The 21,232-nt window shown below is 64.5% G+C and carries 21 protein-coding genes; 6 read left to right on the top strand and 15 right to left on the bottom strand.

Going from position 1 to position 21,232, the window contains the following annotated elements; translation table 11 throughout:
• Positions 1-7: 7 nt before the first annotated feature.
• A complete protein-coding gene (locus ACWDTF_RS23510) occupies positions 8-298 on the bottom strand; it encodes a transposase (protein WP_005195137.1) in 291 nt (96 codons plus the stop codon).
• Between the two features lie 23 nt (positions 299-321).
• Positions 322-867 (bottom strand): cytochrome ubiquinol oxidase subunit I, encoded by a 546-nt coding sequence (locus ACWDTF_RS23505; RefSeq protein WP_005201356.1) that lies wholly within the window; start codon positions 865-867, stop codon positions 322-324.
• Between the two features lie 351 nt (positions 868-1,218).
• Here ACWDTF_RS23505 and ACWDTF_RS23500 point away from each other — a divergent pair, with 351 nt between their 5' ends.
• Positions 1,219-1,581 (top strand): hypothetical protein, encoded by a 363-nt coding sequence (locus tag ACWDTF_RS23500; protein ID WP_262365841.1) that lies wholly within the window; start codon positions 1,219-1,221, stop codon positions 1,579-1,581.
• A 58-nt stretch (positions 1,582-1,639) separates the two neighbouring features.
• Here ACWDTF_RS23500 and ACWDTF_RS23495 read toward each other — a convergent pair whose 3' ends face one another.
• The 12 genes from ACWDTF_RS23495 to ACWDTF_RS23440 all read right to left on the bottom strand — a co-directional run bounded on the left by ACWDTF_RS23495 (position 1,640) and on the right by ACWDTF_RS23440 (position 15,076).
• On the bottom strand, positions 1,640-3,352 hold the full coding sequence (locus tag ACWDTF_RS23495; protein ID WP_020169775.1) for an aldehyde dehydrogenase family protein: 1,713 nt from the start codon (positions 3,350-3,352) through the stop codon (positions 1,640-1,642).
• 46 nt (positions 3,353-3,398) lie between these two features.
• Positions 3,399-4,058, bottom strand: a complete 660-nt coding sequence (locus tag ACWDTF_RS23490; RefSeq protein ID WP_005201351.1) for a hypothetical protein — start codon at positions 4,056-4,058, stop codon at positions 3,399-3,401.
• Between the two features lie 64 nt (positions 4,059-4,122).
• Positions 4,123-4,701, bottom strand: coding sequence for a hypothetical protein (locus ACWDTF_RS23485; RefSeq protein ID WP_026919819.1), 579 nt, complete (start codon positions 4,699-4,701; stop codon positions 4,123-4,125).
• Complete coding sequence (locus ACWDTF_RS23480; protein WP_005201346.1) at positions 4,677-6,095, bottom strand: MCE family protein; 1,419 nt, start codon at positions 6,093-6,095, stop codon at positions 4,677-4,679. The genes ACWDTF_RS23485 and ACWDTF_RS23480 overlap by 25 nt, the downstream gene beginning before the upstream one ends.
• Positions 6,092-7,249, bottom strand: a complete 1,158-nt coding sequence (locus ACWDTF_RS23475; protein ID WP_006369841.1) for an MCE family protein — start codon at positions 7,247-7,249, stop codon at positions 6,092-6,094. Before ACWDTF_RS23475 ends, ACWDTF_RS23480 begins: the two co-directional genes overlap by 4 nt.
• Positions 7,249-8,367, bottom strand: coding sequence for an MCE family protein (locus ACWDTF_RS23470; RefSeq protein WP_020169772.1), 1,119 nt, complete (start codon positions 8,365-8,367; stop codon positions 7,249-7,251). Before ACWDTF_RS23470 ends, ACWDTF_RS23475 begins: the two co-directional genes overlap by 1 nt.
• Positions 8,364-9,353, bottom strand: coding sequence for an MCE family protein (locus ACWDTF_RS23465; RefSeq protein WP_005201341.1), 990 nt, complete (start codon positions 9,351-9,353; stop codon positions 8,364-8,366). Before ACWDTF_RS23465 ends, ACWDTF_RS23470 begins: the two co-directional genes overlap by 4 nt.
• Positions 9,354-9,382: 29 nt before the next feature.
• Positions 9,383-10,423 carry an MCE family protein gene (locus ACWDTF_RS23460; protein ID WP_005201339.1) on the bottom strand — a complete coding sequence of 347 codons (1,041 nt, stop codon included), beginning with the start codon at positions 10,421-10,423 and terminating at the stop codon, positions 9,383-9,385.
• Complete coding sequence (locus tag ACWDTF_RS23455; RefSeq protein ID WP_005201337.1) at positions 10,420-11,586, bottom strand: MCE family protein; 1,167 nt, start codon at positions 11,584-11,586, stop codon at positions 10,420-10,422. The genes ACWDTF_RS23460 and ACWDTF_RS23455 overlap by 4 nt, the downstream gene beginning before the upstream one ends.
• A complete protein-coding gene (locus ACWDTF_RS23450) occupies positions 11,583-12,434 on the bottom strand; it encodes an MlaE family ABC transporter permease (protein WP_006369842.1) in 852 nt (283 codons plus the stop codon). Before ACWDTF_RS23450 ends, ACWDTF_RS23455 begins: the two co-directional genes overlap by 4 nt.
• A gap of 57 nt (positions 12,435-12,491) precedes the next feature.
• Complete coding sequence (locus ACWDTF_RS23445; RefSeq protein WP_005201333.1) at positions 12,492-13,307, bottom strand: MlaE family ABC transporter permease; 816 nt, start codon at positions 13,305-13,307, stop codon at positions 12,492-12,494.
• A complete protein-coding gene (locus ACWDTF_RS23440) occupies positions 13,304-15,076 on the bottom strand; it encodes a GMC oxidoreductase (protein WP_005201331.1) in 1,773 nt (590 codons plus the stop codon). The genes ACWDTF_RS23445 and ACWDTF_RS23440 overlap by 4 nt, the downstream gene beginning before the upstream one ends.
• Before the next feature lie 249 nt (positions 15,077-15,325).
• Between ACWDTF_RS23440 and ACWDTF_RS23435 the strand changes: the two genes are divergently transcribed.
• On the top strand, positions 15,326-15,934 hold the full coding sequence (locus ACWDTF_RS23435) for a TetR/AcrR family transcriptional regulator (protein ID WP_005201328.1): 609 nt from the start codon (positions 15,326-15,328) through the stop codon (positions 15,932-15,934).
• A 543-nt stretch (positions 15,935-16,477) separates the two neighbouring features.
• On the opposite strand, the gene ACWDTF_RS23430 is transcribed toward ACWDTF_RS23435, so the two are convergent.
• Positions 16,478-17,494, bottom strand: coding sequence for a helix-turn-helix domain-containing protein (locus ACWDTF_RS23430; protein ID WP_005195135.1), 1,017 nt, complete (start codon positions 17,492-17,494; stop codon positions 16,478-16,480).
• Between the two features lie 100 nt (positions 17,495-17,594).
• Here ACWDTF_RS23430 and ACWDTF_RS23425 point away from each other — a divergent pair, with 100 nt between their 5' ends.
• From ACWDTF_RS23425 to ACWDTF_RS23410, 4 genes are read left to right on the top strand one after another with little or no spacing between them, the layout of a single operon-like run.
• On the top strand, positions 17,595-17,915 hold the full coding sequence (locus tag ACWDTF_RS23425) for a 2Fe-2S iron-sulfur cluster-binding protein (protein WP_449755153.1): 321 nt from the start codon (positions 17,595-17,597) through the stop codon (positions 17,913-17,915).
• 25 nt (positions 17,916-17,940) lie between these two features.
• On the top strand, positions 17,941-19,332 hold the full coding sequence (locus ACWDTF_RS23420; RefSeq protein ID WP_006437590.1) for a cytochrome P450: 1,392 nt from the start codon (positions 17,941-17,943) through the stop codon (positions 19,330-19,332).
• Positions 19,329-20,528 (top strand): NAD(P)/FAD-dependent oxidoreductase, encoded by a 1,200-nt coding sequence (locus ACWDTF_RS23415; protein WP_006437591.1) that lies wholly within the window; start codon positions 19,329-19,331, stop codon positions 20,526-20,528. Before ACWDTF_RS23420 ends, ACWDTF_RS23415 begins: the two co-directional genes overlap by 4 nt.
• The gene (locus tag ACWDTF_RS23410; protein WP_449755152.1) at positions 20,525-21,199 is read left to right on the top strand and encodes a transglutaminase-like domain-containing protein; all 675 of its coding nucleotides are present in this window, start codon (positions 20,525-20,527) and stop codon (positions 21,197-21,199) included. The genes ACWDTF_RS23415 and ACWDTF_RS23410 overlap by 4 nt, the downstream gene beginning before the upstream one ends.
• Positions 21,200-21,232: the final 33 nt, after the last annotated feature.

The raw sequence follows: 21,232 nt of genomic DNA, 5'->3' as shown, positions 1-21,232 counted from the left end.
GCCACGCTCACTTCGTCGCCTCCTTCACCCACAGGACCACTGATCGCTTGAGGACATCACGCTCCATGCGCAGCTCGGCGACCTCGTCACGCAACCGTTTGAGCTCAGCAGCGTCATCAACGGTCAGCTCGCCGCGGCCCTCCCGCTCGGCGCGCGCCCGGTTGACCCAGTTACCCAAGGTGCCCTCGTTGACCCCCAGGTCTCGAGCGACCTGGGCGATCGGCTTACCTGTCTCCTCGACGATCCGGACCGCCCCATCACGAAACTCCCGGTCGTACTTCTTCCGCTTCTCTGGCATCGTGCTCCTCATTATCGATGCCTCTACGGTTCGGGGGGAACCTCATTGACCGAGACCACGCAGAACGTCCCGACGACCCCGGCGATGCCCATCGGAATCAGCATCAGCAGATGGCGTCGAGGCGGCATGCGGTCCCAGCCGTAGAGGTAGATCCCGAGGAAGATCGCCTCGACGAAGAACGACAGCCCTTCGAACGCGAATGGCAATCCCAGCACGTCACCGAACCGGCCCATCAAACCGGGCCACAGCAGACCCATCTCGAAGCTGAGGATCGTGCCCGAGACCGCGCCGATCGCGAACAGCACTGCCGACACCTTGGCCCACCGTCGGGCCAGTCCCATTGCGACAGGGCCGTCGCGCACGATGCCGCGACGGCGCATCACGAAGATCATCGTCGGGAACGCCACCCCGAAACACGCAAGGACGATGTGCCAGCCCAGGGACACCGCCATCTGCTGCCGGGCCGGCATCAGACCCGGAGGTTGCTGACCCTCCGCCACAACCAGCAATGCCTCGGCCAGGTACACGGTCGTCACCGTCGAGCAGGGCCGGTTGTTCCAGCCCGACACGTCGTCATCTGTACCGAAGGTAATCGCACGCAGATGAGGTTCCCGCCGGGGGTGGCCGGTAAACGCCACTGCCCCGCCGCCGGCTCGAGCTCGTGTCCGCAACGACGAGGGTGGGTCCGAGTTGCTCGACGACGATGAACAGCGCGTCGGGGACGGTCCGGCGGGTCAAGTCAGCGGCGGGATACGGTGTACCGGAAACCCGATTTCCGGGTGAAAAACTTTGTTTCGTACTCTTTTCCCCGTCAATCCCGCTGCTGCCGATGCGTTCGTGACCGAAACCACTTCGAGTGTTTGCGTGTGGTGCTCGTCCACCGACGAAATCGCGGAGTTCCGCGGCGAGAGGCGCGGACGGTGCTCAACCAGACGCGCACGCAGACTCCCCCGCGTGCTGCTTCCCGGCGGCGAAGCGTCGAACCGCGACGACGACTGCCCACGAAGGCAGGCGGGAAGGCGGTGGCCACCAAGCCGCAGAATGTCAGGTCCGGCGTCGCCGGGCCGGCGAACGTCTCACGACCCGACCGCGCCGAGCTCATGAGCCGGGCGCAGAGCCTCCTGGCGCAGCTCACCGAGATCGAGGAACGTCTGCAGGTCGCGCAGAAGGATGGCGGCTTGAGTGGCAAGGCCAAGGTGTCCGACCTGACCGCGAAGCGCGACTCCGTGTTGCGCACGCTCGCCGCGTTGGAGAAGGCCAAGCGGGCGCTCGAGCCGGCCTGAGGTGGACGCACCACACCCCGTACGCTTCGTGACGGGGCACCTCGCTGCGCGCGGTGCGTCAGCCGCGTAAGGCGGACGCAAAGAGCGACGGCAGCCGGGTGGCCTTCGGATCTGCCGCGAATGCAACCATCTTTCGGCCTACATGGTGCGCATGCGTGTTCCTGACGAACCACGCCGGCTTCGGCGTGATCGACAGCTGGCCGGTGATCAGAGATCGGCTCAGCGGGCGGAACGGGCCGGTCACGACCGTGCGCTCTGTGTCGTCCACCAGTGATGCGTTGTGTACCAATCCGATTCCGCTCTCGACATCGACGAGGGTCGCACCGGGAAAGCCGCCCCATGGTGCTGCTGCGGTGAGATAACCGACCCCCGTCCACGCGTTGATCGCAATCGTGCCGTAGCGGAGCGATTCCACGAACCACTCGAACTCTCGACCGAGCTTGCGGCGGTATCTCGGGTGCACCAAGACGTTGGCGCCGAGAGTGCCCTCGAGCCGCTCATTGACGAAGCGGCTCGCTGCCCGGAGGTAGGCAATCCCGTCTCCGGGGATCTCCACGACGGCCAGCACGGGCGAGAAGTACTCCACGGTGAAGGCCTCGGCCACCTGGTCCGGTGAGAGCCCCTCGATCAGCAGCCGGCCGTTCTCGCGTGCGTTGGCCGTGGCGTGCCGGTCGGCTGCCGCGGCGACCCGTTGGTCGCTTCCGGGGTAATAGGCTGGCCGCGCGGGAGCCTTGTCGATCTGGTCGCGGAGTTCCCGGAGGAACTCCCCTTTCTTGGACCACTCGGACGGGATCACGGCAACCTGGGCGGCGATGCAGTTGTAGCCGCCGTTGTGCAGACGCTGGGTGGCCAGGTGCTCCGCCTGGAAACGGATGTCCTTGGCCGACCACCCGGTGGGGACGACGACGGTGGGTGATACGCCGCCGAGTTCACTGGTGATGGTCTTGCCGAGCTTCGGTACGCCGGCCCGGCGACGGGCCTCGCCTTCCGGGCCGGTGCCGAAGACGATGGCGTCGTGACTTGCCGAGCTTCCGGTGATGTGGACATGCGCCACATTCGGGTGATCGACGAGATACGAGCCGACCTCGACACCGCCCCTGACGACCTCCACGAAGCCGCGCTCGGACAGGGGTCGCAGGACGGCGTTGATCGCGTCGAACATCTCGCCCAAGACGGGGTTCAGTTTGAGGATCACGACGCGATTGTGCGCGATCAGCTCGTACAGGGTGTCCAGCACGGCGATCGAGGTGATGTTGCCGGCGCCGAGGACGACTGACATGCCGTGCGTCGTCGCGGGGTCGAGTTGCGCCAATCCCGCCGCCGACCGCGCCTGGGTGACACTCACCCCCGGCTTCAGCCAGACCTTGGCCGAGACGCCCGACAGCAGTAGCCGATCCCAGATCTGATGGGGAAAGACGTCGAGCGCAACACGACCGCCGGGAGCGACGGAAGTCGGTACGTGGGCGATGGGACTGTCGCCGCTGCTCAGGTCGCGCAGAGAACGGGCCAGCGTGGCAGCGTTCGTGATGACCGGGTACGGCCCCGACAGCCATTCTTCGCCTGCGAGCGGCGATGAGGGCGAGATCCGCTTCGCTCGGCACGCGGCCTCAACCCAATCCGATGCCTGCTCGGCCGCCTGGTGCGCCACCTGTTGCAGAAGGTCGGCGCGCCGGGTCAGCGGGAGGTCTGCCCACCGGCGCTCGCCTGCGCTGAGTCGTAGCAGCGCACTGTCGAGCTCCGCGACTGTGGTGAAATCGGTGGTGAGAGTCATGAGTTGTTCTCCATGGTGTGGTGTGGATGGCTCAGGGTTTCCGCGGCTACACCGGTGTGAATTCGGAGATCTTCCAGCGATCGCCGTCCTTGGCCATCTGGACGCGAATGCGGCTGCCGTCGAGTCGCGGCCCCTCAGCGTCCTTCTTGGACGTCGTCTGGTTGACGAAGAGCAGGACGGTTGCGTGATCGGCGTCCGACGCGACGAGTGCGGCGTCGACCACCTCGGCGTTCGTGACGATCTGCTCCTTCTTGGCAGCAGGTTGAATAACTGATTCGCCCAGTTGGGTGTATTCGTCGAGGAACCTGCCGGTCAGCATGGTCTCGGCAGCTTCGGGCAGCGCGGTGTCGACTGTTCGGTAGTCATAACTGAGCAGTTTGGGGATGTCGGTACGTGCCGATGCAAGCGCGGACTGCCCCGCCGATGCCTCCGTCGTCGCCGCGCTCGTCGCGAACCACACGTAGCCGAGTCCACCGGCGCCGGCGATCACGAGTGCCGCCAGCACCCTGACCAACCCGTTACGCGCCTTTGTCGAAAGTCTGGCGGGCCAGCTCACAACGACGGGGCCGAGTCGTTTGACATGACCGCCGCGCACCTTGTCCTGCTTCTCGGCGCCGTCGGTAGGCGCCGCGTCGGTGTCGACGTCGCGATCCACCTCCGCCTCGGCGAACTCGGATGAGATATCTTGCTCCACAACCTTGTTCATGGCTTCCTCCTCGGTTCTGCCGCCTTCGCGTCGGTCGACGCCTCTTGGTCCGCGCTCCCCGCGTTCATGACACGAACTCCACGTTGCTGACCTTCCACGCATGGTCGGCGGCCGTCAGATCCACCTTCATCCGATAGACGCGTTGCTGCCCGTCGGGTGCCTCGGTGTTCTTGACGATCGAGCTGACCGCGGCCAGGACCCGCGCGGCGTCGTCGTCGGCGGTGATGATCCCCGCCTCCTTGACCGATCCAGTCGAGAGGACCTCGCCGGAGGAAAGGACCTGCTCGAACGACGTAGCCAGCTGTTCAAACTGCTGCTGAAAGGATCCGGTGGCGACGGACTTGATCCGATCCAGGTCGGCCTTCGACCGGCGGTAGTCGAGGCTGACGAGTCCGGCGACCACCTCGCGGGTGACGTCGAGTACCTCAGAGTTCCGCTTCTCGTCCTGCTTGGCCTGATAGAGATCGGTGCCCTTCACGCCGAGCAGCGCGAGCACCGCCACGAGGGCCGCCACCAGCGCCCACACGGTGACCACGGACCGGAGTGGAGCAGTGCCCGCCCCTTCGCCGGCGCTCTCCGGGCCGACCGCGTCGTCGTCGACTTCCGGACCGGTGGCCTCTACTTGATCAGTAACGACTGCCATGTCGCCTTTCCTTTCGCCGAAGCTGAGTTGGTGGGTGTTCCCACGAAGTACGTCACCCCGTCGGGCCCTCGGAACCTTCCGGTGGTCTCCGAATACGGCACCGGCTTCGACGCTGTACGTAAGCGCTTCGGCACCCTCTTCGCCCCTGGGTCACCGCCGGCGTCGCCCATAGAGTGCGGACGCGACAACATCTCCGGCCACGTGGACGGAAGTCCCCCGGGGCAATCGGCCACTAAGGGAGTCCTCACGCGGGGGTCGGTCGCGCACGGGACGTTCCGGGCGCCACGCGCCACCTTCGGGTTGTCGGGGCGCGCGTCGCAGTACTGGTCCGGAACCACCGGCACAGTCCGCATGTCCGATGCGTCACGACGTCGGCTGCCGCCATATCCCTCGGTGCACGGGGGCGGGTTCAGCGTGTTTCCGAGCTTGATGTCGAGTGGAGCCTGCGGACTCTGGCCGAGCGCGTAGCCGTCGACCGAGTTCAGGGTTCCCGACGTGAACGCCGGATAGACGGTCAGGATGTGCCGGAGGTTGGGGACGTTGACGCGCAGCACCTGTCCCACGGACTGGAGGTCGGCGAGCAGCGTCGGCAGCGTAGGCGTCAGCTCGGTCAGGGTGGCCGACACCTGGTCGGCTGCCGACGGGGTCTGGGTCAGCAGAGTCCGCAAGTGTTCATCGCTCAGCGCGAGCTGATCGGTGAACGACGCGAGGTTCGCCACCGCAGAGGTCAGGTCGGCGGCCACCCGGTTGCCAGTGGTCAACAGCGGTTCGGCGTCGTCGATCAGCCGGGTGGTGGGGCCGATATCGATCTGCGCCAACTCGAGCAGCCGCTGTGATGCGTCGATCAACCGAGCCAGGCGATCACCGGTCTGTCCTAGCCCGTCGGACACCTCGTCGACGGTCGTCTCCAGATTCTGGGGCGAGATCGTCGCAACGAGGTTCATGGTCCTCTCCAGGACGTCTTTTGTGGGCGTGGGCGCCTCATTGCCCTTGGCCGACAACACGTCTCCGTCCGTCAGCGCGGGCCCGCCGTTGTCGCGGGGAATCAGATCCACGTATTGTTCCCCGACCGCAGACTGACTCCTGATGTGCGCCGCACTGTTTCGCGGGATCGTGTTGTCCGAATCGATGCGCAGGGTGATGCGAACCGGCGCCGACAAGTCGGCCAGATCGACGTCTACCGAATCCACCCGTCCCACGGTTACACCTCGATAGGTCACCAGTCCGGTCTCGTAAATGCCGCCGGCGGTGTCGAACTCGGCGACCACGCGATACGATCCGATGCCGGTGACCCGACCGATGCCGACGTAGGTGACAGTCCCGTAGACTACGCTGACCACGGTGAGGACAGCGAATACGACGAGCTGCCATCGCACCAGTCTGGTGAGTTTCATCGGGGGCCCCCCATCCCGGCGGGCTGCGGTGAGGTCTTTTTCGATGGGCTGTGATCCGTTGTGGGGGTGCGCAGTCCGAATGGAGCGCGGAGTGGGTCCGCGGCTTGCCGCGAGGTCGCCATCCTGGCCAGGGCCACCTTGGGAATACTGCCGAGCACCTTGTCGCGTATGGCGCCCACCGACAGGTCGAGGGTCAGGAAGAGGTTCTGGTAGTCACCCTTCATTCCCTTGTCGATGACGGTCACCGGGAACGGAACGGTGAGCCCGACGATGAGCGAGCCGACCAGGTCGTCGCCGGACTCCTCGAGCCCCTTCAGTGCGGGACGGAGTTCCGCGGCAATGGAGTTCAGATCGGCGTTGCTGCGTGCGATCACGCTGCCCACCTTTGCGCCGAACACTCCTACGCGATCGAGCATCGTGACCAGCTCCTCGCGTTGGTCCGCCAGCACGGTCAGGGCGGGTTCCAGGTTGTCGATGCCCTCCGCCACGGTCGAACTCTGATCGGCCAGCGTGGCGCTGAGCTTGCCGAGCGAATCGATGGCGCGGCCGATGTCATCACGTTGCTTGTGTAGTCCGGAGACGAAGGTCTTGAGTTGAGATATCGCTCGGTTGGCAGCGGCTGTGCGGCCATCGGTGGCGTCGTTGAGCTCGGTCATGATCGACCGGAGCTGTTCGAGGCCACTGCCGTTGAGGATCAGCGACAAGGCCGCCAGCACCGACTCGGTCGACGGATAGGCTGCGGAGCTGTTGACATCGAGTGTGTCGCCGGGCAACAGCTTGCCCGGCGTCTGCTCCGCGGGAGGAATGAACTCCAGGTACTGCGCGCCCAGCACCGAGGTCTGTGCCAGCTTCACGGTCGAACCGTTCGGGATCTCCACTCCCTCGGAGAGCTCCACGTCCACTTCGGCGAACGACTCGCGCACTGTGATGGACCGGATCTGCCCGACATTCGCGTTGTCGAGCTTGACCAGGGAGTTCGACACCAGGTTCTGCACGTCGGCTAACTGGACGGTGATGCTGTAGCTGTCACCGGAGACGGCGTCGCCTGGCAGTGACAACGAGTTGGCGCCGTCGAACCGACAGCCCGCCACCGTCGACATCGCGACGGCCGCCGCGATCAGTCCCGCGCCGACGTGAAAGCGCTTGTGTCCCATCAGCGTCCTCCCTCCTCGGGGCGACCGGTCGAGCGTGCCATCTCGGACGTGATGACCCGGGTCAGGGTGGTCTCGGCCTTCTGGCATTCCGACTTGGGAGCGTCCACGGTTGTCAGCAGTGCACAGATGAGCGACACCGGATCCGGGAAGTCGGCCACCGCGAGACCGGCCGTCAGTGAGTTCGAGTCCGGGTCGTAGATGTTGTAGAGGTTCGACAGCGCGGTCGGCGCCGTGTGCAGGATCTGAGCCAGATCGTCCTGCCTGTCGACGAGCAGTCGGGACACCCTGGTGAGGTCCTTGACGTCACGGCTTAGCGCACCCTGGTTCTGCTTCAAGTAGTCGCGCAGGCGTGGGGCCATCGAGTTGAGGGCACGGATCGCGGCATCGAGTTGCGTCCGATTGTCGTCGAGCACGGCCGACGCGTCGTCGAGTTGCGAGGCGAAACCGACGATCTGCTGGTCGGCGGTGCGCAGCGCGGTGACGACCTGCTGGAGATTGCGGACTGTGCTGAACAGGTCGGGGCCGGCCGCGGAGAGCGTCCTCATCGCGTCGGAGAGCGCATCGACCGACTTCCGGAGTGAGCCGCCGCTGGTGTCGAGCGCACCGGCCGAGGTGTCGATGAGTCGGCTGAGCGCCCCCTTCTCATCGCCGGTGGAAGGTCCGAGTTGGTGCGCGAGGTCGGTCACCTGCTTCTTGATCTCGTCGTACCCGACCGGGACCGCGGTCCGGCCGACCTCCACCACGGCATCGTCTTTCAGCGCACCAGCCGGCGATCGCTTGACCGGGTTGACGAACTGAACATACCGACCGGAGACGAGGGTCGGCGCCACGATCGCCGCCCGTGCCTCGGAGTCCACGTACGCCGAGTCGTCGTACGAGACCTCGACGCGAACCTTCGCCGGTGTGGCCTCCACTGCTTCGACAGTGCCGATGGTGACGCCGCGCATCTTGACCGGATCGCCGACGAACAGCCCGGTGCCGTCCGTGAACCAGATTGTGGCCCGTGAGGTGTGCGTGCTCTCCCATACCTTCGCCGCGGTCACGGCCACCATGGCGACGATGACGAGGGCGATGACCGCGGGCCCGCCGAGTCGGTTGACGGCTGATGACGTGCTCATCGCCCGCCTCCCGGACTGCCCGGCTGCTGGCCGCGGAGATTGGCCGGCGTGATGTTCTGGAGCAGTACTGAGAAGAACGGTCCGCTGCCCAGGACGTCGGCGAATTGCATGACGAATGTGCGCATCCCCTTGATCGACTTTTCGAGGTTGGCGTAGTTGGCGTTGAGCGTGGCCGTCACCTGACGGACCTCCTCGAGCATCTGTGGGGTGGACGATCCGGTGTCATGGACGAACGTCTCTATCTCGGTGGATACTGCGCGCAGGCTGGTGAGCAGCCTGCGGATCACCTCGGCCCGATCGACGAGGGTCTCGAACAGCACCGACCCGTCGTCGATGAGCCTGGTGATGTTGCCCTTTCGCTCGGCCAGCACGTCGGAAACCGAATCGGCCTTCTGCAGAAGCGTCCGGATTCCGGCATCGCGCGACGACACCGTCCGTGCCGCAGCGGCGACGTTCTCCAGGGAGCCGCCGATGTCGGACGGGAGATCGTTCATGACCTTGTCGAGGCTCTCGACCGCGTCGACGACGCTCTTCTTGTCGGTGTCTCCGACGGTCTCGGTGAGCTGGTCGAGTGACTCGGTGAGGTCGAAGCCGGAACTTGTCCGCGACACCGGGATTCGGTCGCCGAGCTCGCCGGGGCCGGCGGTCGTGAGTTGGACGAAGCGACGCCCGAGCGCGGTCTCGACCTTGATCGAGGCCGTGGTCTCGGAACCGAGCTTCTCCCAGCCGTCGGTGAGCCGCATCGTCACGTCGACGTGGTCCTCGGCGAGCTCGATCGACTGCACACTCCCCGCGGCCACGCCGGCGATGTGCACTTCGTCGTCGGGATTCAGGCCACTGGCGTCGGAGAACTCGGCGACCACGACGGTCACGCCGGGCAGGAACGGAATCGAGCGGTAGTTGAACGCGAGCGCGAGAACCGCGAGTATCGCCCCGATTCCGATGAGACCGGCCCGGATTCGACGGCGGGAGTCGTCAGATCTCATGATGTTTTGACCTCATCTGGTTGTCTCCCTCACTTACAGCGCCGAGCTGGGACTTGGACCATCGGTGTGTCCGCATGTCCGCCGTCGAGCGTCGGATAGCGGATCGCGAGGCCGCACACGAAGAAGTTCACAAAACTGCCGTAGCCCGACGACCTGCCCAGAAGCCGATAGGCCTCCGGCATCTTCGCGAGCAGCATGTTGATCGTTGAAGTGTTGCTGTTCAGGTTCTGGGCCAGACCGCGCAGATGCTCGATGTCGGAGGTGAGATCGGGGCGGGCTCGGGACAGCAGCTCGTCGAGCTCGGTGGTCGCGCCCGCGATGTTCGTGAGGCCGTCGGCGATCAGCCGGCGATCACCGGCAAGCTCGGAGACCAGCTCCTGCAACTGGACGACGACGCTGCCGAAGGCCTCCCGGCGATCCGCTACCGTTACGAGCACGGTGTTCAGATCGGTGACCACCGATCCGATCGTCGCGTCGCGATCGGCGATGGTTTCGCCGAGTTCACCCATTTGGGTGATCAGATCGCTGATATCGGCTGTGCGGCCGTTGAGTACCGAGACCAGCGCAGCGGACAGCTTGTTGGTCTGCTCTGGATTCACCCCGGTCAGTAGGGGTTTGAACCCGTTGACGAGTGCATCCATGTCGAGAGCCGGCTTGGTCTGCGATACCGGGATCACGCTGTCGGCTGACCGCCTCCTACCCACGTCTCCGGGGTCGGTCTTCAGCTCGAGGTACCGATCACCGATCAGGTTCTTGTACCTGATGTAGGCGTTGGTGGTGGTCGTCACCGGGATGTGGGAGTCGACGTCCATACGGACCTCTGCTCCCAGACCCGTCTGCGCAGCCGCACCGGAGTCCACGATGTCCACATCGGTGACCTTCCCGACCACCACACCGGCCACCTTGACGTCGTCGCCGGTCCGCAGGCCGGATGCGGACATGAACTGAGCGCGGAAAACCGTTGTCGGACCGAAACGCAGGTCGCCGACGATCACGAACAGAGCCGAGGTGATCAGCGAGCTGACAGCGAGAAAGATCCCCAGCTTGATGGCCGGTCCGGTGATTGTCATTTCGTCATTCCGTAGATCATCGAGGCGAACGGGTTTCCGATGACGTCTTCGATCGACTTCACATCGCGGTACGCGTGACTGCCGTCGTCGAAGTCGACGTGCCCCGGCCCCTTTTCGCCGGGTGCGCGCGGGTAGCCGTAGCAGCTCGGTCCCGCCGTTCCTGCCGTGTGTTCGGGCGCGTCGATGCCCGGTCGGTATGGCGGGTCGCCGATGAGCAGGGTGCCGACGATGTCGAGGCCCGGTCTCGCTCCGCCGAACGCCCGCTCGAGATATTTGCGGCTCGTGTTCAGTCCGTCCAGGAAGCACGGGTAGATCGGTCCGTAGTCTCCGAGCACCTGCGCCGGCGGCGCCAGGGCGTCGGCGGCCTTCACCAGTGGCGTGCCCGCGTTAGTCATGAACCGGTTGCCGGTGTTCCCGAACTCGGTGAAGCTCAACAGGAACGCAGTCAGCTGCGACTGGTTCTCCACAATCGTCTTCGAGGTGGTGGTGAGGTGACGGACGGTGGCCATCAGGTCCGGTGACAGTCCGGCGAATGTGTCGAGATTGTCCGCACCGAGCTCGAGATCCCGTTGCAGAGTTGGCAGTGACTTGTTGAAGGTCGCGAGGTAGGTGTTCACCGAGTCGACCAGCTCGCCGAGCTTCTCGCCCCGATCGACGGTGCCGGTCTGCACAGCGGTCAGGGTTGCATTCACCCGCGCCGGGTCCACACGGTCGAGAATTCCGACAAGCAACTCGAAAGTGTCGTAGACCTCGACCGGCGTTTGCGAGGTGTCGATGGTGGCACCGGCGCTCAACGTCGATGCCGCCGGCTGCTCCGGCATCGTCAGCGCGACGTACTTGCGGCCGAAGAGCGTGGTCGGCTCCATCTCCGCCCGGACGTTCGTCGGCAGATCGCCGAGCTGGTCTTCCTCCACCGCCAGCTCGATGCGAGCGTGATCGCCGTACACGTCGACAGATGCGACACGACCGATCACTACGCCGTACAGCTTGACGTCCGATCCAGGCACCAGCAGCAGCCCCGTGCGCGGGGCGTTCAGGTAGATGGACCCGGTGGCCTGGAACCTGCCGTTGTACGACATCAGCGCAGCCACGACGACGCCCACCACCACGGCGAAGGCGACGAACGCGTACAGCAGGTGTTGTCTGCGTGAGTGTTCGATCATCCCGACACCCGCACAGTCGCGTGGACGCCGCCGTACAAGGCGATACCGACGATGAAGTCGACCATCATGATGATGATCAGTGACGTGCGGACGGCGTGGCCGACAGCGACGCCGACCCCGGCCGGTCCACCGCTGGCGTTGTAGCCGTAGTAGCAGTGCACCGCCATCACGGCGACCGCCATGACGATCACCTTCAACAGTGAGATCGCGATGTCACCGGGCTGCAAGAACAGCCGGAAGTAGTGGTCGTAGGTGCCCGGCGACTGGTCCGACAGGAACACGCTCACGAACTTGGTGGCGGCGTACCCGGTGAAGAGGGCGATCGCGTACAGCGGCACCACAGCGGCGAGTCCCGCCGCGATCCGCGTCGACACCAGATAGGGCAGCGACTGAACCGACATCACCTCGAGCGCGTCGATCTCCTCGCTCACGCGCATGGCACCGAGTTGCGCAGTGAAACCGGAGCCCACCGTCGCCGTGAGTGCGACGCCAGCAATGACCGGGATCGCTTCGCGGGTGTTGAAGAAGGCGGAAATGAAGCCCGACATCGCTTCCACACCGACGCGCCCCAGTGAACTCGATCCCTGTTGACCGACCTCGTATCCGGCTGCAGCCGTGAGGAATCCGATGATCACGACGGTCCCGCCGATGATGGCGAGTGCACCTGCGCCGAGCGACACCTCAGCTAGCAGGCGCAAGGTCTCGCGACGATAGTGGGTCATCGCCTTGGGTACCGCCCGCAGCGCCACCCCGTAGAACGCCAGTTTCTCTCCGAAGGATTCGGCGGGCTTCAGCGCCTTCCCGGCGTCCAACCGGTCGGTCAGTCGCCGCGACGGTTCGGTGGGCATCTGAGTCGATGTCAACGTGGTCCCTGCTCTTGTGTTCGCGCAGTCATGTCGAGGCCTTCAGTGCAGTGCGAGCGTGGTGATGACCGCGTTCGCGAGGAACAGCAGCACAAAGCTGAAGACAACGGTCTGGTTCACGGCGTCGCCGACACCCTTCGGTCCGCCTCCCGCGTTGAAGCCGAGATGGCAGGCCACCAGTGCGGCCAGCAGACCGAAGATGCCGGCCTTGAGCTCGCTGATGAGTAGGTCGGGAATTCCGGTGAGGATCGGGATCGCGGTGATGTATTGACCCGGCGTGGCACCTTGGAGGAAGACGCCGTACACGTATCCCCCGGCCAGGCCGATGGCGGTCACCAGGCCGTTCAGGAACACCGCGACGCCGCAGGAGGCGATCACGCGCGGAACTGCGAGTCGCTGGATCGGGTCGATACCGAGCACCTTCATGGCGTCGATCTCTTCGCGGATGGTGCGCGAACCGAGATCGGCGCAGATCGCGGTGGCACCTGCGCCCGCGACGACGAGAACCGTGACGATGGGTCCGATCTCTCGGATGACGGCCACACCCGCGCCCGCACCGGACAGGTCGATCGCACCGATCTCGTTCAGCAGAACGTTGATCTGGAACACCACCATGACGCAGAACGGGATCGACATCAGCATGGTCGGGACAATCGATACGCTCGCGATGAACCACGCCTGCGCCACCAGCTCACGCCACTGGAAGGGACGCCGTGGGAGCATCTTGACGATGCCCCAGAAGGTGAGGAAGAAGTCGCCGACCATTTCGGTACCGTGGCGCGCCTTCTTGAGAACCGGTGCGAGCGTTGACGATTGGCGTCGTTCCGGGAGCGCTGTTTCGGGGGCGAGTGCGCTCATCGGGCGTCGGAGCTCTCACGCGTTGCGGCCCGCGAGATCTTCTCGTCTGCCACTCGACGGACAGGAATGATGGGCAGTCGCAGCGCTCCAGGCGCCGAGACCGGCACGATCGGCGACCGGGGTTCGGTGGGCTCGATGCGCCGATAACCCGAACCCTGGATCGGGCGAAGGTCCTTCTCCCCCTTGTTCGGCCACAACGCGGCGGCCCGCTCGGCCTGAGCAGCTATGGTCAGCGACGGGTTGACGCCCAGATTCGCGGACACGGCCGAACCGTCGACCACACTCAGCGACGGATAGCCGTACACGCGGTGATATGGGTCGATCACACCGTTGTCCTCATCGTCCCCGATCACGCATCCGCCGAGGAAGTGTGCGGTCATCGGCACGTTGAACACCTCGCCCCACGTTCCGGCGGAGGTGCCGCCGATCTTCTCGGCGATGCGCCGCGTGGCTTCGTTGCCCGCGGGGATCCAGGTGGGATTGGGCTCGCCGTGCCCCTGCTTGCTGGTGAGCCGGCGACCGAACAGACCGCGCTTTGTGAAAGTGGTGATCGAGTTGTCGAGGTTTTGCATCACCAGTGCGATCACGGTCCGCTCGCTCCAGCCCTTCACCGCCAGGACACGTGCTGTGGCGAGTGGATCCCGGAGCGCGACGCCGATGAATCGCAGCCATCGCGGCAACCGTCCGTCGCCGTCGGTCATCGGCGCCTGCAACAACCCCATCGCGTTGGAGCCCTTGCCGTATCGGACGGGTTCGACGTGGGTGTCCGGCGTGGGGTAGAACGACGACGTGATCGCCACGCCCTTGGTGAGGTCGAGGGATTCGTCGACGCGGTAACGGGTGGCCCCGAGGATCGACTCGGAGTTGGTCCTGGTCAACTCGCCCAGTCGCGTCGAGAGCTCAGGAAGGCGGCCGGAGTCCTTGAGCTTGTGCAGCAACTGCTGGGTACCCCAGGTACCCGCCGCGAAGACGACATTGTGAGCGGTGAACGCCTTCTCGCGCTTACGAATCCAGGCACCGGTCTTGACTGTGTCGACTGTCCAGGAGCCATCGGGTCGCTGACGCACGTCGGTGACGGTGGTCAGCGGATTCACCACCACTCCAGCGCGTTCGGCGAGCCCGAGGTAGTTCTTGAGCAGCGTGTTCTTGGCACCGTGACGGCAACCTGTCATGCACTCGCCGCACTCGATGCAGCCGGTGCGATCCGGTCCGACCCCACCGAAGTAGGGATCCGACACGGTACGACCGGGCTCGCCGAAGTACACCCCGACCGGAGTCTGGACAAACGTGTCGCCGACACTCATGTCGTCGGCCACCGACCGGATGATCTCGTCGGCAGGCGTCATGTGCGGGTTGGTGACCACGCCCAGCATGCGACGCGCCTGGTCGTAGTAGGGCGTCAGCTCGTCTTCCCAGTCTGTGATGTGCGCCCACTGCGGATCGCCGAAGAATGCTGATCCCGGCTGGTAAAGGGTGTTGGCGTAGTTGAGAGAGCCCCCCCCGACTCCCGCCCCGGCCAAGATGACACAGTCGCGAAGTAGGTGGATGCGCTGAATCCCGTACGCACCCAGCTTCGGCGCCCACAGGAATCGTCGAACGTCCCAGCTGGTCTTGGCGAAGTCCGCATCGTCGAATCTGCGGCCGGCTTCGAGAACGCCGACCCGGTAGCCCTTCTCTGCCAGGCGAAGGGCGGTGACGCTGCCGCCGAACCCGGAGCCGATCACCAGGACGTCGTAGTCGGTGTCTTTCTCGCTCGCCTCAGCGTTCATTGGATGCTCGCAATCGTCTGTGGGCGTGGGTATTACGTGGCTGATTGAGCCTCTACAGGAACACGTCCCTGTGATGACCGTGTGCCGGTCGCCGCTTCTGTCCGTCCTGGCCAAGCGGGGCGGTGCGGCCGGACACAGTGTGTTGACACTGTGAGATGAACTGTATTGTTTCTACACATAATTGCCTAATGTGTCAAACACTCAGGCGGGCGCCTTAGGCCTGCATGCCAATTCGGGCATGATGGACACATGGCTACGCCCCCGAGCTTCCACGACGAAGTACGCGACCTGCTTCGCGATCGCATACTCGACTCCGCTCGCGATCTCGTGGTGGAACGGGGATGGTCCGCGGTGAACATGTCCCGGGTGGCGCGCGAGGTCGGAATCAGCCGTACGACCCTCTACAACGAGGTCGGGACCAGGGATCAGCTTGCGGCATCGCTGATCGCACGCGAGGCAGACCGCTTCCTCCACGGGGTCGTCGAGGGCATCGCGGACGAACAGGACATCGTTGACGGACTCACAGCCGCCGCGGAGCGCACACTGACCCTTGGTGAGGACAACGAGCTTCTGATGTCGATCATCTCGGGCAGACTCCAGGGCGGCGAACTCCTGTCGCTGGTCACCGTCGACTCAGAGGTCGTCCTCGGGCGGGCGACGCAGGTGGTAGCCGATCAGATCCGTTCTCGGAAGCCCGATCTCGACGAATTCGCGCTGGAGTCGATCACCGAGATCTTCGTACGACTCACCGTGAGCCACCTGCTCCAGCTCCGGGGTTCGCGTGCCGAATCCGTCGTGCAGATCCACGCTGTCATTCTCGCCTTGTTCGCAAGCCCGCCAGCTCCCCCGGCGGGATGACGCGTGGACGGAACAAGCCAAGCCGAGCGCTTTGAGAACACTGATCCCCATCTTCGGGAATCGCTTGTGCAGCCAGGTGGCCAGCGCCATTCCCAGGGAAAGATGGCCTCACGCCGGTTGGTGCGTATCGCCCGGACAGTTCGTCGAGCGACGTCTTCGGGCTCCAGAACCGGAAACCACTGCGACATCCGGGGGTACCACCCCATGTCTGCATCGTTCCGTTCGAAGTAGTCGGTGTTGACCTCCGAAGGGCAGACGAGTGAGACTCCGATGCCATAACGACCGACTTCCTCGCCGAGACTGTTCGAGAACCCCACCATGGCGGCCATAACGGTGGCTAGAACGAACCGGCTGGTGTCCTCGGCGAGGCGGCAGACGTTGAGGTGTGGCTGAGAATTGCCGCGTAGGCGATGCTGGCTGACTTGTAACGACCGTGCGCTTCGGACGGGGCGGGCCCGGGTTACCGTATCGAAACGTTATGAACCAGTCGCGAAATTCGTTGTGGTGTAATCAGCTGACGCCCCGATTGGGCTGGTCGAGCATTCATGCGGCTGGCGGGCGTGCACGTCGAAGTCGAAACTGCGACGGGGAGCAGCCGACCCACCGAGCAAACGCATGAGAAAAGCTTGCGACGTCGCAGTACCCCAGTTCGGTAGCAATCTGGCCGATTCCGACGCCGGGATCGAGAAGTCGGAGGATGGCGTGCTCCTGCATGAATTGCTGTCGTAGGCGGCGCAGGGTGGTGCCCTCGGCGTGTAGGTGCCGTTTGAGTGTGCTTACCGATACCGACAGCTCTGCTGCGATCCGACTAGCGTTGACTCGAGCAGGGTCTGCATCAAACTGGGCTCGGACGCGCTGCGTGTACGAGTTGTGACGCCGCTGATCGCAGAGCCGTCGCAGTTCGGCGGTACCGATCCGGTAGGCGACGGGATCGGAAAAGCGGCACACCTCATGAAGCGCCTCGGCTGGTATGCGAACAAATGACGCTGGCGCATCGAAGACGACTCGATGCCCTATCTCTCCCACGTTCAGCGGCTCGGTCGGCGCCGGGCAGGTCAGGTGTAACTCTGCTGAGGACACATCTCCTGTGAGTATTTTCACCAGACGCAGAACGGTCAGGCCCCCATAAGTGACGGCAAAGCAGTCGGTACCCGCGCTGTCGGTGCGCCCTGCGAGACCGATGGTAAGACCACTGGCGCCATGATGAAAGTCCGCACTTAGCGCCGTCGAGATCAACGGCAGAAAACGAAGCAACTCGACGATGTCAACGACCGACCCGGCACTGACCAGCGGCAGGCTCAGTGGACCGAAGGAGGTCAGCTGAGCGTGCTCAGCGAATGCGAGGCCCAGCCGAAACCCGTCGTGCGGCCCCATCGTCGGATACACGTCATGAAACCATTGCATCGGCACCTGCGCTTCTTGCGTGATCAACGTTCTGAGGTCGGTGCCCTCCTGGGCCATTATCCGACCGAATGCGCTCGTCGCCTCCGTGCCCAGCGCACCGCTGTCGAGAAGCTGTGCAAACGCCAACGGGGGCACACCGGATTCACCGAGGGTCACGTGAGCCAGATTAACAACAGATTGCGACGTTCACACATGGATCGGTCGGGATCCGCACATTCACACTCAAGGGGAACCTCATACGTGCAAGGAGGTGGCCATGGCCACGATCACATACATCACCCACGATGGAGACGACTACAAAGTCGATCTCGTGGAGGGAAAGTCGCTCATGCAGACCGCCGTCGACGAAGCGATCCCCGGCATCGACGGTGATTGTGGTGGCGAAGCGGCCTGCGGTACGTGTCACGTCATTGTCGACCCGGCGTGGATCAAGACCGTCGGGCACAGCGGCGAGGGCGAGGAAGAGATGCTGAGCATGCATCCGGAACGGGAAGAGACCTCGCGGCTGTCCTGCCAGATGATCGCGACTGAGGAGTGGGACGGCCTGACTGTTCGCCTCCCAGAATTCCAACTCTGACCCGCAACGACGAAGGAATGCAATCATGAGCATCGCAACCACCGTCGCCGAGAAGGCGCAATCAATGATCCCGATCGACCTTCAGATCCGAGGCGCGCATGTCTATGACAAGACCCGCCGAATCGTCACAAGGACCGACGGCCAGAAGATCTTCACCGAGACCCCGATCCCGCCGGTGGACGAGGTCGATCTCGCCGAAATCGACCTGAGCAACCCGTTCCTGTATCGCCAGGGTATGTGGCGCTCGTACTTCGAGCGTGTCCGCAACGAGGCGCCGGTGCACTTCCGTTCGGAGAGCCCGTTCGGTCCGTTCTGGTCGGTCACGCGACACGCCGACATCATCGCGGTCGACAAGAATCACGAGGCGTTCTCCGCCGAACCGTTCATCATCATCGGCAGGCCCCCGCGTTTCATGGACATCGCGATGTTCATCGCGATGGATCCACCCCGGCACGACAAGCAACGCGCCGCAGTGCAGGGCGTGGTGGCTCCGAAGAACCTTCGCGAGATGGAGGGGCTCATCCGCGCGCGCGTCCGCGAAGTCCTCGACGGCCTCCCACTCAACGAGCCGTTTGACTGGGTCCAGACTGTGTCGATCGAACTCACTGCACGCATGCTCGCGACGCTACTTGACTTCCCTTACGAGAAGCGGCACAAGCTGGTCGAATGGTCCGACCTCGCGACCTCGATGGAGCAGGCCAACGGCGGCCCCTCGGACAACGACAAGGTCTTCCGTGAGATGGTCGCGATGGCGCAAGGCCTGAGTTCGCTGTGGCGGGACAAGGCGGCACGTACCGTGGCTGGCGAAGAGCCTGGCTTCGACCTCATCACCATGCTGCAGAGCAACGAGGACACCAAGAACCTCCTCGACGATCGCCCCATGGAGTTCCTCGGCAACCTCGTGCTGCTGATCGTCGGCGGCAACGACACGACCCGCAACTCCATGAGCGGCGGAGTGCTGGCCCTCAACGAATACCCCGAGCAGTTCGAGAAGCTCAAGGCCAACCCCGACCTCATCCCCAACGCGGTGTCGGAGATCATCCGCTGGCAGACCCCTCTTGCCTACATGCGCAGGGTCGCCAAGAAGGACGTCATGCTCGGCGGCCAGTTCATCCGCAAGGGTGACAAGGTGGTGATGTGGTACGCCTCGGGCAACCGAGACGAGCGCGTCTTCGAGCGTCCAGACGAGCTCATCATCGACCGGGCCAACGCCCGCAACCACATCGCGTTCGGTTTCGGTGTACACCGCTGCATGGGCAACCGGCTCGCCGAGCTCCAGCTACGCATCCTGTGGGAGGAGCTCCTCCCTCGCTTCGACAACATCGAGGTGGTGGGTGAGCCGGAGTACGTGCAATCGAACTTTGTCCGTGGGATCAGCAAGATGATGGTTCGCCTGACCCCCAAGGGGGAAATGTGACGGCTGATCAGGTCGTCATCCTCGGCGCGAGCCACGCCGGCGTCCAACTCGCGGGCGCTCTCCGAAAGGAGAAATGGGCCGGGGATGTCTTGCTGATCGGCGACGAGGGCAGGCTCCCCTACCAGCGTCCACCGCTGTCCAAGGCATACCTGGCAGGTGCATCACAGCTTGATGACTGCGCGATCCGCGGACGTCAGTTCTACGACAAGCAGCGGATCGAGCTCGTGGACGGAACGGCGACGGCGATCAACCGTTCCGCGCACACCGTCACCCTCAGCAGTGGAGACGTGGTGTCTTACGCCACGCTGGCACTGTGCACCGGCGCGCGCGCCCGCACGCTGACCGTTCCGGGCGCCGAGTTGACGGGCGTCCACTACTTGCGCACTGCCACCGACGTCGAGGCCATCCGTGCCGCGGTGGTGCCAGGTTGCCGGGCCGTCATCGTCGGCGGCGGCTATATCGGCCTGGAGACGGCCGCCTCACTTCGAGCTCTGGGTGTGAACGTCACTGTTCTCGAGGCTGCGGAACGCGTGCTCGAGCGGGTGACCGCGCCGGTGGTCTCGAGGTTTTTCGACCGTATCCACCGGACCGAGGGTGTCGATGTTCGCACCAGCGCGTTGGTCGAGGGTTTTCGCGGGGAGGGGCGAGTCGAAGAGGTGGTCCTCGCCGACGGTGAGACCCTGGCCGCGGACCTCGTCATCGTCGGTGTCGGCATCATTCCCAACACGGATCTCGCGGTCGCCGCGGGCCTCGAGGTTGACGACGGAGTCATCGTCGACGACCATGCACGCACCAGCGACCCCGACATCGTCGCCGCCGGCGACTGCGTCAACCAACGGATCGCACGGTACGACAGGCGCGTCCGCCTCGAATGTGTGGCGGCCGCCACCGAGCAGGCCAAGGTCGCGGCAGCGACCATCTGCGGCAACGAAGCCGGTCTCACCGCGCTGCCTTGGTTCTGGTCCGATCAATACGATCTGAAGCTGCAGATCGCCGGGCTCAACACCGGGTACGACGAGGTACTGGTCAGCGGTGACCCTGACCACGACCGTGACTTCACCTGTTACTACTTCAACGACGGCGAGCTGATCGCCGCGGACTGCGTCAACAGACCCAAGGATTTCATGAACGCGAAGCGTACGATCGCACAGCGTTCGTCGCTCGACAGGTCCGAACTGATCGGAGCCACACCATGACCACATCACCCGCGGCAGCGGAAAGGCCGGCGGCGGCGCTCACAGCATCGACCTTCCTCGACATCCATCACGCGACCGTGCAGGCCTTCACCCAAGACGCGGTCGGCGACGCGGACACCGATCGCGAGAAGGCGCGGCGCCTCTTCGCCGCAGTCCGAGACCAGATCCGTTACGACCCCTACACCGTCTCTGACAAGCCCGATCATTACCGGGCCAGCCATGTCATCGAGTCCGGACGTGGGTACTGCGTACCCAAAGCGGTCGTACTGACAGCCGCGTTCCGCGCTGCAAACATACCGGCCCGGCTCGGCTTCGCCGATGTACGCAATCATCTGCAGACCGACGCGCTGCGCGAACTCATGGGAACCGACGTCTTCGTATATCACGGATACAGCCACGTCTACATCGAGGGGCGCTGGTTGAAAGCTACACCCGCGTTCAACATTGAATTGTGCACTCGATTCGGGGTCCCACCTATCGACTTCACCGGCGATCGCGACGCGTTGTTTCACGCGCACGCGGCGGACGGCTCCGCGCACATGGAGTACGTGCACGAACGCGGCGTCTACAACGACTTGCCCCTCGAGGAAATCCTGGCGGGCCTGCGGCATGCCTACGGCCCTCTGATCTTCTCGGGACGGCCAGCTCCGTCCGACGCATCCCGCGCATAGTGTGCGCTCCGGCGGGCTACCGCCGCAGGTCAC

It is taken from the genome of Gordonia sp. NPDC003422 (assembly GCF_053588675.1).
The sequence above is the reverse complement of the archived record's forward strand: the minus strand, read 5'-3'. Positions and strand labels throughout refer to the sequence as shown.

Bases quoted from the DNA above. Each gene is read 5' to 3' on its own strand.
- ACWDTF_RS23510 (WP_005195137.1), bottom strand. From the start codon at position 298: ATGCCAGAGAAGCGGAAGAAGTACGACCGGGAGTTTCGTGATGGGGCG.
- ACWDTF_RS23495 (WP_020169775.1), bottom strand. From the start codon at position 3,352: ATGACTCTCACCACCGATTTCACCACAGTCGCGGAGCTCGACAGTGCG.
- ACWDTF_RS23490 (WP_005201351.1), bottom strand. From the start codon at position 4,058: ATGAACAAGGTTGTGGAGCAAGATATCTCATCCGAGTTCGCCGAGGCG.
- ACWDTF_RS23485 (WP_026919819.1), bottom strand. From the start codon at position 4,701: ATGGCAGTCGTTACTGATCAAGTAGAGGCCACCGGTCCGGAAGTCGAC.
- ACWDTF_RS23480 (WP_005201346.1), bottom strand. From the start codon at position 6,095: ATGAAACTCACCAGACTGGTGCGATGGCAGCTCGTCGTATTCGCTGTC.
- ACWDTF_RS23475 (WP_006369841.1), bottom strand. From the start codon at position 7,249: ATGGGACACAAGCGCTTTCACGTCGGCGCGGGACTGATCGCGGCGGCC.
- ACWDTF_RS23470 (WP_020169772.1), bottom strand. From the start codon at position 8,367: ATGAGCACGTCATCAGCCGTCAACCGACTCGGCGGGCCCGCGGTCATC.
- ACWDTF_RS23465 (WP_005201341.1), bottom strand. From the start codon at position 9,353: ATGAGATCTGACGACTCCCGCCGTCGAATCCGGGCCGGTCTCATCGGA.
- ACWDTF_RS23460 (WP_005201339.1), bottom strand. From the start codon at position 10,423: ATGACAATCACCGGACCGGCCATCAAGCTGGGGATCTTTCTCGCTGTC.
- ACWDTF_RS23455 (WP_005201337.1), bottom strand. From the start codon at position 11,586: ATGATCGAACACTCACGCAGACAACACCTGCTGTACGCGTTCGTCGCC.
- ACWDTF_RS23450 (WP_006369842.1), bottom strand. From the start codon at position 12,434: ATGCCCACCGAACCGTCGCGGCGACTGACCGACCGGTTGGACGCCGGG.
- ACWDTF_RS23445 (WP_005201333.1), bottom strand. From the start codon at position 13,307: ATGAGCGCACTCGCCCCCGAAACAGCGCTCCCGGAACGACGCCAATCG.
- ACWDTF_RS23440 (WP_005201331.1), bottom strand. From the start codon at position 15,076: ATGAACGCTGAGGCGAGCGAGAAAGACACCGACTACGACGTCCTGGTG.
- ACWDTF_RS23435 (WP_005201328.1), top strand. From the start codon at position 15,326: ATGGCTACGCCCCCGAGCTTCCACGACGAAGTACGCGACCTGCTTCGC.
- ACWDTF_RS23425 (WP_449755153.1), top strand. From the start codon at position 17,595: ATGGCCACGATCACATACATCACCCACGATGGAGACGACTACAAAGTC.
- ACWDTF_RS23420 (WP_006437590.1), top strand. From the start codon at position 17,941: ATGAGCATCGCAACCACCGTCGCCGAGAAGGCGCAATCAATGATCCCG.
- ACWDTF_RS23410 (WP_449755152.1), top strand. From the start codon at position 20,525: ATGACCACATCACCCGCGGCAGCGGAAAGGCCGGCGGCGGCGCTCACA.